The following is a 15370-nucleotide window of genomic DNA, read 5'->3' on the forward strand; positions in this document are numbered from 1 at the left end:
CGGACACACCGGTGGCGGGCGGCGAGGTGATCGGGGGGAGCCAGGTCGGCGTCCCGGCCTGTGGGAACCACCCTGCACCGGACCACTGACAATCCTGACCGGACCTCAGTTCGACCACCCGGCCTGTCAGTCCCTCCGCCTACCGTCGTCGGCATGGAGGAACGCTGGAGCACCGAACACGTCCTGTCCCTGGCACCCGACGCGAGCTCGCAGAAGGCCGCGGGCAAGCTCTCCTCGCCCGCGCCCTGGTCGGCCACGGGCACCGACGGCGCCGCGCTCTGGGGCGAGTGCAGGGGCAGCGGCCGGACGCCCTACCGCACCGCCGTCGAGCTGGCCACGCCCGCCTACTCGTGCACCTGCCCGAGCCGGAAGTTCCCCTGCAAGCACGCGCTCGGGCTGCTGCTGCTCTGGAGCGGCACCCCCGAGGCCGTCCCGGCCGGCGAGCCTTCCGACTGGGCATCCGACTGGCTGGCCGAGCGCCGCGACCGTGCCGAGCGGCGGCCGACCGGCGCCACCGCCGCGGCCGACCCGGCCGCCGCCCTCCGCCGGGCCGAGAAGCGCCACGCCCGGGTGGCCGCCGGCGCCGGTGAGCTGCGTCTGCGGCTGGCCGACCGGGTCCGCCACGGCCTCGCGGACCCGTCCGCCGCCGGCCCCTGGGAGGAGGTCGCCGCCCGGATGGTCGACGCCCAGGCCCCCGGCCTCGCCACCCGCGTCCGCGAACTCGACGCCGTCACCGGGCCCGACCTCCTGGAGGAGTACGCCATGCTCCATCTGCTCGCCACCGCCGCCACCCGGATCGACGACCTGCCCGCCCCGCTCGCCGCCACCGTCCGGGCCCGGGTCGGCTACACCACCGACGCCGCCGAGGTGCTGGCCGGCCCCACCGTCCGCGACCGCTGGTACGTCCTCGGCAGCCGCACCTCCCCGCTGGACGGCGCAGCGGACGAACGCCTCACCACCCGCCGGCTCTGGCTGCGCGGCGCGAAGACCGGCCGGGCCGCCCTGCTCCTCGCCTTCGGCCGCCCCGGCCGGGCCCCCGACCTCGCTCTCCCCACCGGCCACCTGCTGGAGGCCGAACTCGCCTTCCACCCCGGGGCCCGCCCCCTGCGCGCCGCCCTCGGCACCCGCTACGACGCCCCCGGCCAGGGCCCCGCCGCCCCGCCGCCCGGGCTCACCCCCGCCGAAGCGGTCGCCGCCTACGGCGACGCCGTCGCGGACGATCCCTGGCTGGACGCCTGGCCGGCCGTCCTGACCGGCGTCGTCCCGGTCCTCACCCCCGACGGCTGGCAGCTCACCGACGGCCGGCACACGCTCCCGGTCCACCGCGGTGCCATCCCCGAAGCGGCCCTCTGGCGCCTCGCGGCCGTTTCCACCGGCCGCCCCCTCACCGTCTTCGGCGAGCAGGGCCACCACGGTTTCGCCCCGGTCACCGCCTGGGGCGCGGACCACCGCCCGATCGACCTCACCACCGGGTAGGCCCCGAAGCGGGGACCGGCCCGCGCGGCCCACGGGCCCGCCGCGGGCCCCGGCGCCCCACCCGCCCGAGAGCCTCCGACCAGCACCCACCGACCCGCAGGAGCCCCGCGTGCCGCCCACCGCCCCGACCCCGACCGACCCCTGGGAGTCCCTCCACACCACCGCCCTCCTCGGCACCGACCGCCGCCCCCTGCCGCCCCCGGCCGCCGGTGACTCCGCCGCCCACCTGGCCGTCGACCGCACCGACCCGGCCACCGCCCTGCTCGAACTCGCCGCCCTGGAGACCGTCCGCCGCCGCGCCGGAGCCCGCCCGGCCCCCGCCGGCGAGGCCGTCACCGCCCAGCTCGCCGCCCCCGCCCCCGAGGACCACCGGCCCGAACTGCCCGCCCCCGCGGCCCGCCGGCTCACCCTCCTGCTCGGCAGCCGGGGCGCCGGATCCCCCGGCACCCTCGCCAACCTCACCGAACTGCTCCCGCAGTGGCTCGCCACCGCCCGCGCCCGGGGCTTCCGCCCACCCGCCGCCGCCGTACCGGCCCTGCTGGACGCCGCCCGCGGCCGGACCGAGCTGCGCCCCGACGCCGTGGCGCTGGCCGGCCCCCTGGGCCGCTGGCTCGCCGCCCGGAACGCCGACTGGCGCTTCGTCCTCCGCACCACCACGGACGCGCCCGCCGGCACGGCCGCGCCCGGCGGACCGGACGGACCCGACGGAGCGGCGGCTCCCGGGGACCACCACCTCTGGCACGAGGGGCTCTTCGCCGAGCGCGTCACCCATCTGACCGCGCTGCGCCGGAGCGACCCCGCCGCCGGCCTCGCCCTGCTGGTGAGCACCTGGCCCACCGAGCGCGCCGAGGACCGGCTGCTCTTCCTGGACGCCCTCCAGGACGGCCTCTCGCTCGCCGACGAGCCCTTCCTCGAAGCCGCGTTGGGCGATCGCAGCAAGAACGTCCGGGCCACCGCCGCCGAGTTGCTCTCGACCCTCCCCGGCTCCACCCTCGCCCACCGGATGGCCGAGCGCGCCCGGGCCGCCGTCCGCCTCTCCGAGCGCGGCACGCACCTGCTCGTCACCCCGCCCACCGAGTGCGACACCGCGATGCAGCGCGACGGCATACCACTCAAGTCGCCCACCGGGCGCGGCGAGCGGGCCTGGTGGTTCGGCGAGGTGATCGCCGCCACGCCGCTCTCGCTGTGGCCGGAGTCCACCGGTCTGACGCCGGGCCGGCTGCTCGGGCTCCGGGTGGGCGACAGCCTCGACGAGAGCGACAGCAGCTGGGCCGACGACCTGCGCGAGGCCTGGGCCAGGGCCGCCGTCCGCCAGCAGGACGCCGACTGGGCACGGGCGTTGCTGGGCCCCGCCCCGGCCCCCGCACCGGGGTCCCGCGGCGGCCGCGCCGCCCGTGCCCCCCGGAGCACCGGGGCCCCCGCCAAGCTGCTCGCCGTCCTCCCGGCCGCCGAACGCGCCGTCTGGACGGCCGCGTTCATCGAGGTGCACGGCCTCGGCGAGGCCTTCCAACTGCTCGGGGCCTGCGCGGCTCCGTGGACCCCGCCGCTGTCCACCGCCGTCGTCGCGGCGCTCGCCCGGGCGGCCGCCTCCGGGGCGTACCCGTGGAGCCACAGCGGGGTGCTCGGCATGACGGAGCGCGCGCTCTCCCCCGCAACGGCCACCGCCGTCGAGGAGTTGGCCGCCGAGGCGGCGCCCGCCGGCGCCTGGGCCGAGACCTTCTCCCGGCTGGCCGGCACCCTGCGCTTCCGGGAGGCGATGCTCGCCGAACTCGGCGCCTGACCGCCCGCGCCGGAACGCGGCCGGGCCGGTACGGGGGTGTCCCGTACCGGCCCGGCCCAGCGCTCGGCAGGCACGCGCCCCATCGGCGCGCACCCCTCGGGCACGCACCCGGCTGGCGCACGGTCGAAGCAGGCGCACGGTGGAAGCAGCCGCTCGGTGGAAGCAGCCGCTCGCCCGCAGCGGGCGCGCTACGGCAGGCGCGCACTTCGGCGGGCGCGTACCCGGCAGGCGCGCGCCCCGCGGAACACCTCCGCCCGAGGGGTCAGCTCGCGGCCCGCAGGTTCGCCTCGACCCAGGCCACCACGTCCCGGGTCGGCGTCCCCGGGGTGAAGATGTCCGCGACGCCCATCGCCTTGAGCTCGACGATGTCCTCTTCCGGGATGATGCCGCCGCAGAAGACCTTGATGTCCTCCGCCTCGCGCTCCCGCAGCAGCTCCAGCACCCGCGCGCAGAGCGTCATGTGCGCCCCGGAGAGGACCGACAGCCCGATGCCGTCCGCGTCCTCCTGGATCGCGGTGTCGACGATCTGCTCGGGCGTCTGGTGCAGGCCGGTGTAGATGACCTCCATACCGGCATCACGCAGGGCACGCGCGATGACCTTGGCGCCGCGGTCGTGACCGTCGAGCCCGGGCTTGGCGACCACCACACGGATCGGGCCTGACACACCCATCACTGCCTCCTGGACTTCGTCGTCCACCACCCACCGGACCTCGTCGGGCACGGGCGCGGTTAACCAGCAATAACAACCTGAGGGGAGGTTAGCGTCACCCGGGCGGACTGACCGTGCCGCCCCTCAAGAGGAGGGCAAAATCACAGGCCCACCCCTTGCTACCGACGGGTATACCCCGACGGCTCCGTCCGCAGGCCGCCAACTCCCCTCTTGACATACGGACTTTTGTCCGGATCCCGGCGTTACGGCTACAGTCTCGGCTGTTTTCCCCTCGCCTTTCCGTCCGTCCCTCCCCTCGCCCTTCCCCTCGCCCGACGATGTGCCCGAGGTCCACCGAGGAGGCAGCCCCCGATGGCTCCCGACGCAGCCGCCCGCCCGACCCGTGCGGAGCTGCGGGTGGCCGCCCGCGAGCAGTCGCGCGCCCAGCGCCGCGGCGCCGCCAAGGCCGCCACCCGGACCGCCCTGCTGCGCGTCGCGCTGCCGTCGATGGCCGCCCTCGGAGTGGCCGGGGCAGCCGCCGCGACCGTCCAGGGCGAGGCCGACCAGCAGCGTGCGCAGGCGGCCGGCCGGGCCCCCGAGCAGGCCGCCGAGGCCCCGGACACCGCGCCCGCCAGGGCCGCCGCCCAGCAGGTCCTCGCCGCGGGCGAGGCCGACCAGGCATCCCGCGGCGACGCCCGCGCTCCCCTCTCCGGCACCCAGCCCGCCGGCCCGGCGGGCGGGACGGCGCTCGCCGCTCCGGCCCCGACGCCGGAGCCCGAGCTCCCGAAGGTCATCCTCCCGGTCGCCCAGCACGGGCTCGGCGAGATGTTCGGCGCGTCCGGGACGCACTGGGCGGCCCGCCACACCGGCATCGACTTCCCCGTCGACGGCGGCACCCAGGTCATGGCGGTCACGGACGGCGTGATCCGCACGCAGTGGAACCCGTCGTACGGCTACATGTCGATACTGAAGATGGCCGACGGCACCGAGGCCTGGTACTGCCATCTGCGGTCGTACAAGATCCGCAAGGGGACCGTGAAGGCGGGCGACGTCATCGCCTTCGTCGGCAGCAGCGGCAACAGCACCGGCCCGCACCTGCACTTCGAGATCCGCCCGGCCGGCGGCGGCGCCCCCGTCGACCCGCTGCCGTGGTTCCTCGCCCAGGGCGTCGACCCCCGCTGACCGCGCCCCGCCGGGCGGGTACTTCGCCCCGGCCCCGCCCCGCCGGACCGGTCGCGGCCGCCCCGGCCCGGCGCGGACCCGGGTGGAACCCCGGGTCCGCGCCGCCGGGCCCTACAGCTTCTCCACCGGCGCGTACCGCAGCAGCAGCTGCTTGCGCCCCTCCGTTCCGAAGTCCACCGTGGCCTGCGCCTTGTCGCCGACACCGGCGGTGGCCACCACGGTGCCCAGGCCGAAGGTGTCGTGGGTGACGCGGTCCCCCACCGCCAGGGCCACGACCTCCCGCTCGACCGCCGTACCGGCCCGCCGGGCCGACTGCCCCCAGCCCGCCTTCGGCGAGGCCGTCGCCGCACCGCGCGACGCGCCCCGGGAGGAGCCGCCCGAACCGGCGGACTTCCCGCCCCAGGACGACCCCGAGGAGTACCCGCGCGAGGCCGGCACCGACGCCGCGCCCGTCCGCTTCCACTCCACCAGCGTCTCCGGGATCTCCTCCAGGAACCGCGAGGCCGGGTTGTACGAGGGCTGCCCCCAGGCACTGCGCAGCACCGAACGCGTCAGGTAGAGCCGCTCCCGCGCCCGGGTGAGGCCGACGTACGCGAGCCGGCGCTCCTCCTCCAGCTCCTTGACCTGGTTGAGCGCCCGCATGTGCGGGAAGATGCCGTCCTCCATGCCGGTCAGGAAGACCACCGGGAACTCCAGCCCCTTGGCGGTGTGCAGGGTCATCATCGTGATGACGCCCCGGCCCTCCTCGTCCTCGTCCGGGATCTGGTCCGAGTCCGCGACGAGCGCGACCCGCTCCAGGAAGTCGGCCAGCGAGCCGACCGGCGGCGCGTCGTCCTCCCCCGCGTCGGGCCGCTCGCCCGGGTCCTGCTCGTACTCCAGGGCGACGGAGGCCAGCTCCTGGAGGTTCTCCACCCGCGTCTCGTCCTGCGGGTCCGTGGAGGACTGCAGCTCGGCGAGGTAGCCCGTCTCCTCCAGCACCGCCTCCAGCACCGCGGCGGGCCCGGCACCCGACTCGACGACCTGCCGCAGTCCGGCCATCAGCGCGTTGAACTTCTTCACCGCGTTCGCCGAGCGGGCGGCCATGCCGTACGCCTCGTCGACCCGCTGGAGCGCCTGCGCGAAGGAGATCCGCTCGCGCCCGGCGAGCGCGTCGATCATCGCCTCGGCCCGCTCGCCGATGCCGCGCTTGGGCACGTTGAGGATCCGGCGCAGCGGCACGGTGTCCTCCGGGTTGGAGAGCACCCGCAGGTACGCCAGGACGTCCCGGACCTCCTTGCGCTCGTAGAAGCGCACCCCGCCGACCACCTTGTACGGCAGGCCGACCCGGATGAACACCTCCTCGAACACCCGGGACTGGGCGTTGGTCCGGTAGAAGATCGCGACGTCGCCGGGCTTGGCGTCGCCCCGGTCGGTCAGCCGGTCGATCTCGTCGGCGATGAACTGGGCCTCGCCGTGCTCGTCGTCCGCGACGTAGCCGACGACCTTCTCGCCGTGGTCACCGGCCGTCCAGAGCTTCTTCTCGCGGCGGCTGGTGTTCCGCTCGATGACGGCGTTGGCGGCGCTCAGGATGGTCTGCGTGGAGCGGTAGTTCTGCTCCAGCAGGATCGTGGTCGCGTTCGGGTAGTCCTCCTCGAACTGGAGGATGTTGCGGATCGTCGCACCGCGGAAGGCGTAGATCGACTGGTCCGCGTCACCGACCACGCACAGCTCGGCCGGCGGCACCTCGGCCAGCCGTCCGGCGGCCGGGTCGACGTAGTCGCCGTCCACGGTGCGCTTCGGCGCGGCCGCGGCGGAGCCCCCGCTGAGCTCCCGGACCAGCATGTACTGGGCGTGGTTGGTGTCCTGGTACTCGTCGACCAGGATGTGCCGGAACCGCCGCCGGTAGTGCTCCGCGACGTCGGGGAAGGCCTGGAGCAGGTTCACCGTCGTCATGATGATGTCGTCGAAGTCGAGCGCGTTGGCCTCGCGCAGCCGCCGCTGGTAGAGGAAGTAGGCCTCGGCCAGCTTCTTCTCCATCGGGTTGGCCGCCTGGTCGGCGTACGTCTCCTCGTCGATCAGCTCGTTCTTGAGGTTGCTGACCTTGGCCGTGAAGGACTTCGGCGGGAACTGCTTCGGGTCCAGGTCGAGGTCCCGGCAGACCAGGGACATCAGCCGCTGGGAGTCGGCCGAGTCGTAGATCGAGAACGAGGACGTGAAGCCGAGGAGCTTGCTCTCCCGGCGCAGGATCCGCACGCAGGCGCTGTGGAAGGTGGACACCCACATCGCCCGGGCCCGCGGCCCGACCAGCTGCTCGACGCGCTCGCGCATCTCGCCGGCCGCCTTGTTGGTGAAGGTGATCGCCAGGATCTCGCCCGGCTGCACCCCGCGGGCGCCCAGAAGGTGGGCGATCCGGTGGGTCAGCACGCGCGTCTTGCCGGAGCCGGCGCCGGCCACGATGAGCAGCGGCGAGCCCGCGTGCAGGACCGCCTCGCGCTGCGGGTCGTTCATCCCCTCCAGCAGCTGGGCCGGGTCCACCACCGGGCGGGCGGCGCCGTTGCGGTAGAAGGCGTCCCGCTCGGCCTGGGCCGCGTGGTCGGTCTGGAACAGCCCCTCGGGGATCGCCTCCTCGTACGCGTCGTACGGGACGTCGTCCTCGAACGGCGGCGGCTCCTGCGTCGTCGGGGCGGCGGCGGGCTGCTGCTTCGACCCGGCGGCGGGGGCCTCGAAACCGGGGAGCGGGAGGTCGTCAAAGAGGCTACTCATGGCACTCCGAGTCTATGGCCCCGCACTGACAAGCCCGCCCGGCCCGGAGGAATCCGGGCCGGGCGGGCGGCCTCGCGAGGGCCGTCGGCCCTGGCGCGAGCGGCGTCGCGAGGGCCGTCAGACCAGGCGGCGGGCAGTGGCCCACCGGGTCAGCTCGTGCCGGTTGCTCAGCTGGAGCTTGCGCAGCACGGCCGAGACGTGGCTCTCCACCGTCTTCACCGAGATGAACAGCTGCTTCGCGATCTCCTTGTACGCGTAGCCGCGCGCGATCAGCCGCAGCACCTCGCGCTCGCGCTGGGTCAGCCGGTCGAGGTCCTCGTCCACCGGCGGGGTGTCCGTGGCGGCGAAGGCGTCCAGCACGAAGCCGGCCAGCCGCGGCGAGAACACCGCGTCGCCGTCGGCGATCCGGAAGACGGCGTTGACCAGGTCCGTGCCGGTGATCGTCTTGGTGACGTAGCCGCGGGCCCCGCCGCGGATCACGCCGATGACGTCCTCGGCGGCGTCCGAGACGGACAGCGCCAGGAACTTCACCTGCTCGCCCATCAGCCCGGCCGAGCGGCGCAGCACCTCGACCCCGCCGCCGCCCGGCAGGTGGACGTCGAGCAGCACCACGTCGGGCCTGGTCTCGGCGACCACGCGGACCGCCGACTCCACGTCGTCGGCCTCGCCGACCACGTCGATCCCGGTGACCTCGGTGCGCCCGATCTCGGCCCGCACCCCCGTCCGGAACATCCGGTGGTCGTCGACCAGTACGACCCGCGCGACCCTCCCCCCGCCCTCGGCCGGGGTCCCTCCCGTCGGCGCTGCGTCAGTCATTCGTTCTCTCCATCTCCAGCTCGACCTCGGTGCCGCCGTCCGGCGCGGGCCGCACCCGTGCGGTGCCGCCGTTGCGCTTCATCCGGCCGATGATCGACTCGCGGACACCCATCCGGTCCTCGGGCACCGTGTCGGGGTCGAAGCCGGGGCCGTGGTCGCGTACGAACACCGACACCGTCTCTCCCTCCACCTCGGCGTAGACCTGGACCGGTCCCCCGCCACCGTACTTGGCCGCGTTGACCGTCGCCTCCCTCGCGGCCTGCATCTGCGCGGTGATCCGCTCGTCCATCGGGCAGTCGCCGACCACGACCAGCTCGACCGGGACGCCGTGCCGGTCCTCGACCTCGGCGACCACCGCGCGCAGGCTCTCCGCCATGGTGTCCGGCGCGTCCTCGGCGACCGCCTCCGGGCGGTAGAGCCAGAGCCGCAGCTCGCGCTCCTGGGCCCGGGCGAGCCGCAGCACCTCCTTCGGATCCTCGGCCCGGCGCTGGATCAGGGTCAGGGTGTGCAGCACCGAGTCGTGGACGTGGGCCGCGATCTCGGCGCGCTCCTGCGCGCGGATGCGGGCGGTCCGCTCGGCGCCGAGGTCCTGCCACATCCGCAGCGCGTACGGGCCCACCAGCACCAGGACGCCGGCCAGCACCGCCAGCGAGGCCTCCACCACCGAGCCGAGCGTGGAGCCGCTGCCCTGCATGGCGAGGAAGGCGATGGTGCCGGCGACCACCAGCAGCACACCGCCGCCGACCCGGGTGTAGGCCCCGCGCCGCTTCTCGCCCTCCTCCAGGCCGAACCAGCGCTGCCAGCGGGAGTCGTCGGCCTGCCGCCAGACCAGCGCGACACCGACGCCGATCGCCAGCAGCGGCCAGGTGTACGGCCGGGCGGTCTGCACGCCGAGCGCGTTCAGCAGGGCGATCAGCCCGATCACCACCATGACCAGCGCGGCGAGCTGCCCCAGACCGCCCTGGCGCCGCCCGGCCCGCCCCGGGGCGGGCTCCCCGCCCGGTTCGACCACCGCCGTGGCGGGCTCGCCCTGCAGCGCGTGCTGCAGCAGTTCGCGCAGCCGGCCGATCCAGCCGCGCCGACCCTTGCTCAGCTCCGCCCCCGACGCCCCGGAGGCCTGCCAGGAGCCGGCCGGCACGAAGGCGCCGTTGACGTAGACCCAGTGCGCGCCGCCGCGCTGCGCGGGCTCGCCGATGCCGATCGGCACCACGAACCAGAACGCCGCGTACAGCAGTGCGCCGATCCCCTGCGCGAAGAAGAGCAGCACGAAGGCGACCCGGACCCAGGCGACCGGCAGCCCGAGGTGCACCGCGAGCCCGTGCGCGACGCCGCCGAGCATCCGGCCCTGGGGGCTCCGGTAGAGCCGCCGGTACGGCGGGCGCTCGCTGCCGGGCACGGCCGGGTCGGCGACGGCCGCCGACGCGGGGTCGGGGACGAGGGGGCGGGGATCGGTACCGGGTGCTGCCACGGCACCGATGGTTCCACGCACGCGGGCCCGGGCGCATCAGGGTGGAGCCCCCATCCCTCTCAGGGACAAGTCAGGGTACGGACAGGGCTCGCACCGGTTGGGCGGCGCCGCCGGAGCCACCAGGATGGTGGGCATGACCGAGGACCACCGCATCCAGGAGACCGGGACGAGCGCCCCGCCGGCACCCGACCGCCCGCCGCTGAACCGCACCGAGCACCACCGCGTGGTGGCCGGGGTCTGCGGCGGCCTGGGCCGGCACCTGGACATCGACCCGGTGGTCTTCCGGGTGGTGACGGTCGTGCTCTGCCTCTCCGGCGGCCTCGGGCTCTTCCTGTACGGGCTGGCCTGGCTGATCATCCCGACCGAGCCGGTCCCGGACGGCCGGGGCGGCAGCAAGGGCGGACGCACCGAGCTCCAGCGGGTGCTCACCGGCCGGGTGGACGGCCAGTCGATCGGCGCGGTGCTGCTGACCGTGATCGGCACCGGCGTCTTCTTCGCCTCGATGGGCGACGGGGACACCATGTTCCCGCTGCTGCTGCTCGGGGCCCTGGTCTTCCTGGCGGTCCGCTACGACCCGGAGCGGCGCCACGGCCGGCTGCGCGGGCGCCGGCGCGGCCGGGACCGGCGGCACGGCCCGTACGACCGGTGGTTCCCGGAGGCCGAATCGGCCGCCGCCGACCACTCCTGGCCGCGCACCGACGAGGGCGAGCGGGCCCGCGAGCGGCACGCCCGGGAGCGGGCATCCGGCACGGTGCCGGCCGACACCCCGCACGCGGGCCCGAGCGGCTACCTGTGGGACCCCCGCCACCCCGAGCGCAACCCGTACGGCGCAACCGCCACGCCTCCTCCCGGCGGCCCCGCGCAGCCCTGGTGGCAGCGCCCCGACCTGCCCGAGGGCGACCCGCTGCGCAAGGGCGGTCCGGCCGCCCCGGCGCCGCCGCGGCCGGTGGTGGTGCACCGCCGGCACGAGCGCTCGCCGCTCGGCCTGATCGGGCTGCTCCTGGCGGTCGGCGCGGCCAGCGCGGTCTGGTCGGCCTCCGCCCACGGCGGCGCCGAGGTGGTGACCGGCACGGTACTGGCCACCGCGCTGCTGGTGGTCGGGCTGACCCTGCTGGTGGGCGCCAAGTTCGGCCGGGCCCGCCGGCTGGTCGTCCCGGGCCTGCTGCTCACCCTGGCGCTGGCGTTCACCCACGGCTCGTCGTTCTCGGTCCAGAACGCCGTCGGCGACCGCGACTGGACGGTCGCCTCGGCGGGCGACCTGGACGACCGGTACACGCTCGGACTCGGCAACGGCCGGCTGGACCTCAGCGGGCTGGACCCGGCCGGTGCCACCCTGCACAGCACCGTCGACCTCGGCGCGGGGCAGCTCACCGTGGTGGTGCCCCCGGACGTGACGGTGAGCCTGGACACCAAGGTCGGGCTGGGCAACGTCAAGGTGCCCGGGTCGGACGAGGTCAGCGGCAACAGCTCCCGCAGCTTCCGACTGCACCCGGTGGACGGTCAGGCATCCAAGGGCACGCTCGTCCTCTCGCTGAGGGTCGGGCTCGGCGACATCAAGGTGGTCCAGTCGTGAGGAAGCACCAGCTCGACCCGTTCTCGCTGATCGCGGGAGGCCTGTTCACCGTGATCGCGGTGCTCTACCTGGTGGCGGCGATCAACGACGTCTCCGTGAACGGCCGGATCGTCATCCCGGTGACCTTCATCGTGCTCGGCGTCGGCGGGCTGGCCGGGGCGGTCGCGGCGGCGGTGCGACGCGGCCGTCCGGAGCCGCGGGACCAGGACGCGCCCTGACGGGCGCGCCCCGGCGGGGGCCGCGCAGCTCAGCTCTGCAGCGGCCCGAGGTTCAGCTTGTCGCCGTCCTTGGTGACCCCGTACCGGGGCAGCGGCTTGGTGGCCGGGCCGTTGACCACCGCGCCGGTGGCCGCGTCGAACCGGGAGCCGTGGCACGGGCAGTAGAACTGGCCGTTCTTCGGCGCGTCGACCGCGCAGCCGGAGTGCGTGCAGATCGAGGAGAGCCCGCAGTACTGGCCGGCCTTGGGCTGGACGATGTAGACCGCGTCACCGGTGGCCGGGTCCTTGACCTGGGCCGAGCCGCCGACCGGGACGCTCGCGGCGTCCACCGAGACGGGCGGTCCGGCGGGCGCCGGCGCGGCCGAGGGGCCGACGGCCTTCTTGTCCCGGCCGAAGGTGGCGGTCAGCGAGCCGGTGAGCAGCCCGGCGCCGCCGATCGCGACGGCCGCGATCCCGCCGTCCATCAGGGCCCGCCGCCGGACGTGCTGCTCGCGCAGCCCGCGCTCGCGGTCCCGGGCGGCCCGCCGGGCCAGGTAGCCGTCCAGCGAGAGGTACGGGGTGCCGGCCAGCACCAGCGGGGTCCAGGCCATCAGGTAGGCCAGGTCGTTGCCGAGGTAGTACGGCGAGACGTTCCAGCTGACGGTCAGCCAGAGGCTCAGGTTGATCAGCGCGCCGCCGAGCGCCGCGACCCGGCCCCAGAGGCCGAGCAGGGTGCCGAGGCCGACCGCCAGCTCGCCGAAGGCGACGGCGAGCGCGAACAGGGTCGGCGCGTCGAGCGCGGCTCCGAGCAGGAACGAGATCGGGCTGGAGCCCTTGGCCGCCTGGGTCTGCGAGACGAACGACGCCGGGTCGCCGGCGCCGGCCAGGTAGTGCGAGTCGGCGAGCTTGTCCAGCGCCGCGTAGACGAAGGTGACGCCCAGGAAGATCCGCAGCGGCAGCAGCGCGTACCGGGAGGCGGCCGCCTTGCGCTGGGCCAGTCGCCCGGCCCTGCCGCCGCCCGCCGCCACCGCGCCGGTCACCGTGGAGTCGCCCGCCGCCGTGGAGCTGCTGGTCGCCACGGAGCTGCTGGCCTCCGACATCCCTCACACCTTCCTTCACGGCCCGCCATCACCTGACAGGTCCGGTCCGCATTCTGCACGCTCGTGAGCGCTTTCGGTGGGAGATCCCACCCGGCGGGCGCCCGGTGCCCCGGTCCGCCACCGCGAACGGCCGCGCCGTCGCTCCCTTGTGTACGGGAACGACGGCGCGGCCGTTCAATGCCGGTTCAGGGCCGGCGGGGAGTGCCTACTCCCACTCGATGGTGCCCGGCGGCTTGCTGGTGCAGTCCAGCACCACGCGGTTCACGTCGGCGACCTCGTTGGTGATCCGGGTGGAGATCTTCGCCAGCACGTCGTACGGCAGGCGCGACCAGTCCGCCGTCATGGCGTCCTCGGAGGAGACCGGGCGCAGCACGATCGGGTGGCCGTACGTCCGGCCGTCGCCCTGGACGCCGACGCTGCGGACGTCCGCGAGCAGCACCACCGGGCACTGCCAGATCTCGCGGTCCAGGCCGGCCGCGGTCAGCTCCTCGCGGGCGATCGCGTCGGCCTCGCGGAGCAGGTCCAGGCGCTCCTTGGTGACCTCGCCGACGATCCGGATGCCCAGGCCGGGGCCCGGGAACGGCTGGCGCTGGACGATCTCCTCCGGCAGGCCGAGCTCCTGGCCGACCATCCGGACCTCGTCCTTGAAGAGCTTGCGCAGCGGCTCGACCAGCTGGAACTGCAGGTCCTCGGGCAGGCCGCCGACGTTGTGGTGGGACTTGATGTTGGCGGTGCCGGTACCGCCGCCGGACTCCACCACGTCCGGGTACAGGGTGCCCTGGACCAGGAAGTCCACGGACTCGCCGTGCTCGCCGGCCTCGGCCACGATCTCGGCCTGGGCCTGCTCGAAGACCCGGATGAACTCCCGGCCGATGATCTTGCGCTTCTCCTCCGGGTCGCTGACGCCCTTCAGCGCGTTCAGGAAGCGCTCCTGCGCGTCGACGACCTTCAGCTGCACACCGGTGGCCGCGACGAAGTCCTTCTCGACCTGCTCGGTCTCGCCCTTGCGCATCAGACCGTGGTCGACGTAGACGCAGGTCAGCTTGGTGCCGATGGCCTTGTTGACCAGGGCGGCCGCGACCGCGGAGTCCACGCCGCCGGAGAGGCCGCAGATGGCGCGCTTGTCGCCGACCTGGGCGCGGATCAGCGCGACCTGCTCGTCGACCACGTTGCCGGTGGTCCAGGTCGGCGCGATGCCGGCGCCGCGGTAGAGGAAGTGCTCCAGGATCTGCTGGCCGTGGTCGGAGTGCAGCACCTCGGGGTGGTACTGCACGCCGTAGAGGCGGGCCTCGTCGTTCTCGAAGGCCGCGACCGGGACCACCCCGGTGGAGGCGGTGACGGTGAAGCCCTCGGGCGCGGCGGAGCAGGCGTCGCCGTGCGACATCCACACCGAGTGCTGCGCCGGGACGCCCTCGAACAGGGTCGAGCCGGTGCGGGAGACCGTCAGCGGGGTGCGGCCGTACTCACGCGCACCGCTGTTGTCGACGGTGCCGCCGAGCGTCTTGGCCATCAGCTGGAAGCCGTAGCACATGCCGAAGACCGGCACCCCGGCCTCGAAGATCGCGCGGTCGAGCTGCGGCGCGCCCTGCTCGTAGACCGACGAGGGACCGCCGGAGAGGATGATCGCCTTCGGGTTCTTGGCGAGCATCTCCGCGACCGGCATGCTGCTCGGCACGATCTCGCTGTAGACCCGGGCCTCACGCACCCGACGGGCGATGAGCTGGGCGTACTGGGCACCGAAGTCGACGACCAGGACGGTGTCGGTCTCAGGCGCGGACTGGTCGGGAATAGCAGAGGACACGGACGGCCTTCCGGCAGCGGTATCTAGAGGTGTCGCGGAGCACGCCCCCGGAGGGACGGCGGCGGCGACGGGCGGGGGTCTGGGCACGAGTCTACCGGGCTGCCCGGTTTCACTCGTCTGCACGTCCAGGAGACCGTGACCGGCCGGGCGGCCGCTTCGTTGCATCTGACGAACGCACGACCGCGCCGCGCCCGCCAGGTGCGCCGCCTCCGCCCCGGCAGGGGCGCCGCCGTGCGGACTAGCAGGACCACGCGTGGAGCTCATCCCAGTCCACCGGCGCGCGTGGCGCAGCCGCTGTCCCGGCCCCGCCGGGAGCGCTGCGCCGTGGGACCGCGCGCGGGTGCAGCGGCCGGCCAGCAGGGGACAGCGACCCCGGCCGTGACTGGACACCCAAGGAGGTGGGGCGGCCGGCCCCGGGGACGCCCGGGTACCGGCCGCCGCACCCCGGCGCGCCCCGGGCGCGCACCGTTCACCGTCCCCGCGCCACCGTGCGCTTCCCTGTGCGCTGCAGCACCACCACTACGCACGGTGATCATCGACAGCGCCCGCCCCGTGCCTCCCGGCGGACCGCCGAGCCGGTCCGAAC

General features: G+C 74.9%; 11 protein-coding genes. 5 read left to right on the forward strand and 6 right to left on the reverse strand.

What is annotated here, in order from left to right; translation table 11 throughout:
• Positions 1-153 precede the first annotated feature (153 nt).
• Together ABT263_RS17525 and ABT263_RS17530 are read left to right on the forward strand one after the other, a co-directional pair.
• Positions 154-1476 (forward strand): SWIM zinc finger family protein, encoded by a 1323-nt coding sequence (locus ABT263_RS17525; RefSeq protein WP_352291272.1) that lies wholly within the window; start codon positions 154-156, stop codon positions 1474-1476.
• A gap of 109 nt (positions 1477-1585) precedes the next feature.
• On the forward strand, positions 1586-3256 hold the full coding sequence (locus tag ABT263_RS17530; RefSeq protein WP_352291273.1) for a DUF5691 domain-containing protein: 1671 nt from the start codon (positions 1586-1588) through the stop codon (positions 3254-3256).
• Between the two features lie 262 nt (positions 3257-3518).
• Here ABT263_RS17530 and icmB read toward each other — a convergent pair whose 3' ends face one another.
• A complete protein-coding gene (gene icmB, locus ABT263_RS17535; RefSeq protein WP_329492132.1) occupies positions 3519-3926 on the reverse strand; it encodes a coenzyme B12-dependent isobutyryl CoA mutase small subunit in 408 nt (135 codons plus the stop codon).
• Positions 3927-4277: 351 nt separating this feature from the next.
• Here icmB and ABT263_RS17540 point away from each other — a divergent pair, with 351 nt between their 5' ends.
• Positions 4278-5087: a M23 family metallopeptidase gene (locus ABT263_RS17540; protein WP_352291274.1), complete on the forward strand. Its 810-nt coding sequence runs from the start codon at positions 4278-4280 to the stop codon at positions 5085-5087.
• Between the two features lie 111 nt (positions 5088-5198).
• Here ABT263_RS17540 and pcrA read toward each other — a convergent pair whose 3' ends face one another.
• The 3 genes from pcrA to ABT263_RS17555 form a co-directional block, all read right to left on the reverse strand.
• Positions 5199-7829: a DNA helicase PcrA gene (gene pcrA / locus ABT263_RS17545; protein WP_352291275.1), complete on the reverse strand. Its 2631-nt coding sequence runs from the start codon at positions 7827-7829 to the stop codon at positions 5199-5201.
• Between the two features lie 117 nt (positions 7830-7946).
• Positions 7947-8645: a LuxR C-terminal-related transcriptional regulator gene (locus tag ABT263_RS17550; RefSeq protein WP_329488057.1), complete on the reverse strand. Its 699-nt coding sequence runs from the start codon at positions 8643-8645 to the stop codon at positions 7947-7949.
• Complete coding sequence (locus ABT263_RS17555) at positions 8638-9984, reverse strand: PspC domain-containing protein (RefSeq protein WP_502885816.1); 1347 nt, start codon at positions 9982-9984, stop codon at positions 8638-8640. Before ABT263_RS17555 ends, ABT263_RS17550 begins: the two co-directional genes overlap by 8 nt.
• 262 nt (positions 9985-10246) lie before the next feature.
• On the opposite strand from ABT263_RS17555, the gene ABT263_RS17560 reads away from it, so the two are divergent.
• Positions 10247-11686 (forward strand): PspC domain-containing protein, encoded by a 1440-nt coding sequence (locus ABT263_RS17560; RefSeq protein ID WP_352291276.1) that lies wholly within the window; start codon positions 10247-10249, stop codon positions 11684-11686.
• Positions 11683-11904, forward strand: a complete 222-nt coding sequence (locus ABT263_RS17565; RefSeq protein ID WP_352291277.1) for a hypothetical protein — start codon at positions 11683-11685, stop codon at positions 11902-11904. Before ABT263_RS17560 ends, ABT263_RS17565 begins: the two co-directional genes overlap by 4 nt.
• 29 nt (positions 11905-11933) lie before the next feature.
• On the opposite strand, the gene ABT263_RS17570 is transcribed toward ABT263_RS17565, so the two are convergent.
• Positions 11934-12983, reverse strand: a complete 1050-nt coding sequence (locus tag ABT263_RS17570; protein ID WP_329488063.1) for a Rieske 2Fe-2S domain-containing protein — start codon at positions 12981-12983, stop codon at positions 11934-11936.
• Between the two features lie 205 nt (positions 12984-13188).
• A complete protein-coding gene (gene guaA / locus ABT263_RS17575) occupies positions 13189-14784 on the reverse strand; it encodes a glutamine-hydrolyzing GMP synthase (protein ID WP_329488065.1) in 1596 nt (531 codons plus the stop codon).
• Between the last annotated feature and the right edge of the window lie 586 nt (positions 14785-15370).

It is taken from the genome of Kitasatospora sp. NPDC001603 (assembly GCF_040298365.1).
In the GTDB taxonomy this organism is placed as follows: Bacteria; Actinomycetota; Actinomycetes; order Streptomycetales; family Streptomycetaceae; genus Kitasatospora.

Coding starts and splice junctions, on each gene's coding strand:
- pcrA (WP_352291275.1), bottom strand. CDS start 7,829: ATGAGTAGCCTCTTTGACGACCTCCCGCTCCCCGGTTTCGAGGCCCCC.
- ABT263_RS17560 (WP_352291276.1), top strand. CDS start 10,247: ATGACCGAGGACCACCGCATCCAGGAGACCGGGACGAGCGCCCCGCCG.
- icmB (WP_329492132.1), bottom strand. CDS start 3,926: ATGGGTGTGTCAGGCCCGATCCGTGTGGTGGTCGCCAAGCCCGGGCTC.
- ABT263_RS17555 (WP_502885816.1), bottom strand. CDS start 9,984: ATGCTCGGCGGCGTCGCGCACGGGCTCGCGGTGCACCTCGGGCTGCCG.
- ABT263_RS17570 (WP_329488063.1), bottom strand. CDS start 12,983: ATGTCGGAGGCCAGCAGCTCCGTGGCGACCAGCAGCTCCACGGCGGCG.
- ABT263_RS17525 (WP_352291272.1), top strand. CDS start 154: ATGGAGGAACGCTGGAGCACCGAACACGTCCTGTCCCTGGCACCCGAC.
- ABT263_RS17550 (WP_329488057.1), bottom strand. CDS start 8,645: ATGACTGACGCAGCGCCGACGGGAGGGACCCCGGCCGAGGGCGGGGGG.
- ABT263_RS17540 (WP_352291274.1), top strand. CDS start 4,278: ATGGCTCCCGACGCAGCCGCCCGCCCGACCCGTGCGGAGCTGCGGGTG.